Source organism: Pseudomonas sp. Z18(2022), assembly GCF_036346535.1.
Lineage (GTDB): Bacteria > Pseudomonadota > Gammaproteobacteria > Pseudomonadales > Pseudomonadaceae > Aquipseudomonas > Aquipseudomonas yamanorum_A.
In genome coordinates, this window is sequence record NZ_JAOTOA010000058.1 from 1 (window position 1) to 2,412 (window position 2,412).

Consider the following 2,412-nt stretch of genomic DNA (forward strand, 5'->3'; position numbering starts at 1 on the left):
CCCGAATGACTTCGTAATACACCTGGCAGCTCTCGCCCAGGTAAGCCGCGACGAATGCACTGGAAACCGTGAAGTCGACAAAGTCGCTACCAGGATTGGGAATGCCGGGTTTCGCCGGAATATCCGGTGTGCCCACGTCCGGTTTGCCGATGATGTGCATCTTGATGTCATCCGTTGGCAACATCGGCGCGTAGCGCACACGAATCGTCACCACTTCCGGGCGCGGCGGCAGCACGCGCAGCGGGTTGAGGCGGGTCAGGGTCGGGTTGATCACCGTGCCTTCCAGCACTTCGGGCACCGGCAGGTTCAGCGCCGAGCCGACCCGGATGACCAACGCCTCGGACGTCAGGGTGGGCTGCCCCGGCCTGACCACGGTGTAGTACAGGGTCAGGGAACCGTTCAGGTTGGCGGTCACAAAGCCGCGAGGCACGGTGAAGGGCAGGGCGGCACCGACCCAGTTGACGTCGATCGGGAAAGCATCCGGTGGAGCGCTGCCGCCGGGGGAACTGCCGTCGGCGTGCAGGAACACCGTGGCGCCGAGGGTAAAGGCCGGGCTCGCCGGCACGGTGACATTCAAGTTGCCGCGGTTGATTTCCGGGTCGAAGACATAATCAGGCGGCACCGCTTCGCGGGTGGTGGGCGGCGGCAGGATCGCCCTTATTCCGCCGATCTGAAGGCTCAGGGTGCGCGATGGCGGCCGGTCGCGGGAATCATTGACGGTGTAGTAGAGCCGCAACGAACCGCCTTCCAGTTGGGCGATCTCGCCGTCGGGCCCGTTGGCCAGGTCGAAGAGAATATCGCCGCTGCCGGCGCGGGTGCTGTACGCGGCGTAATAGGAACGGCCATTGGCATAGGTGCCTTCCAGTTTCAGCGTGACGCGGTCGTTGCTGTTCTGGCCGGTATAAGACGGGATCACCACGAATACAGGGTTGGTGGTGGGTGGCAGTGAGCCGCTCACCGCGTCGGGTACTTGCGGTGCTGCCAGGCGGGTGTCGACAGGAGTGCCGATGATATTGACGAGCGCGCCTTGCGAGTCGCGTGCCGGTACGCCGGTGCGAATACGTTGGTAGGTCAGCAGCAGGCGCCCGTCGACCAGGGGCAGGATATCGGCGTTTGGCCAGTTGATGCGCTGGGCGCGAGTGGTCGAGGTGATGGTGTGGTCGTAGGTGTAGGTCACGCGTACCCCGTCGATCAGCCCGGCGACGGTCACCCGAATGATGTCGCCCGTCATGTAACCCTGGCCGGAGACCTCGACCACGAAGGTGGCGTCTGCGCCCTTGAGTGCATCGGCATCGAGCTCTGGCGTGTCTTCCGGTGTGGCTTCCGGCGGCTCATTGGATTCCTCGATATAGGCCGCCGGCAACAGCGGTTCGGTGCCCGTGCCGATCCGCACGGTCAGCAGTTGCGCCGGCGAGAAACCATCGGAGCGGTTGCCCACCTCGTCGACCACATCGTATTCACACACGCGTACACCGCTGCCCACCTCGGCCCAGGTGCCGGCGTAGACCGTGATGATGATGGGGTCGCGGCCCGCCGCTTCAAACTCGGTGACGGTATGCTGGATGATCACCCCGCCGATGCTCAGGCGAATCACATCGCGCGTCTTGCGGTGATTCACGGCAGGCAGGCTGGTGTCGACCGGGTAGTAGCCGATGGTTACCGGCACGCCTCGGTTGGCATCGTCCTGGCTGACACCAAAGTCGATAATGTTTTGGGGAAATAGGGGCTTGGGCAGGTTTTCGTTTTCCGAGGTGCTGGCCACCGGATTGCGGCCCCCGGGCAGCTCGTCATCGACATAGATATTGAACAACTGGGTTTGATCGGTACCGCCGCTGATACGGGTGATAAAAGCTTGTAGGGTATTGCCGGCCTCGCGAATAAAACGCGAGCTTTCCACATACAAGACGATTTGCGTGCCGTTAAGAGCCTCGTCGGCGGTGACGGTATGGAACGCAACCCTGAATCCGTTGAGCTGTAGCTCGATGAAGTCACCGTCGGCCTGGTCAAGGTAGGGCAGCAGGATGAATAACACGCCGGCCGGGCTGACGTTCAGCGCGGCCCTGTTCAGGCCGCCGCTGTAGCCGACGACCGGGGTGGTCAGGGTCGGAATGTACAGGGGCAGGTTGCTGAAGGGCTCGTTGCTGAAGGACTGGGCGGTCAGCACGCTATCGGGCGTTTGCGGCAAGGTAAAGCCGCCCGGGCGCAAGGGTGCGGGCTCAACCGTGGTGTCGCTTGGCAGCAGTGGTAATGAAGGGACGGAGTCATCGTGCGGGGTGTCGAGATCTTGAGTCATGATCACAATCCTGTCTGCTCGTTGAGGGTACGCTCAGGCCAGGAAGGGGTGAGCGTCGCTTTAGCGATTGAGCGCTTCAGGCAGAAAGGGGGATAGCTGTGAGAAGTGACAGTGGCGAC

General features: G+C 62.8%; 1 protein-coding gene. It reads right to left on the reverse strand.

Features of this window, described 5'->3' with window-relative positions:
- Positions 1 to 2,293: hypothetical protein (locus V3W39_RS33550; RefSeq protein ID WP_330214182.1), on the reverse strand; the 2,293-nt coding region annotated here is incomplete at its 3' end.
- Positions 2,294 to 2,412: the final 119 nt, after the last annotated feature.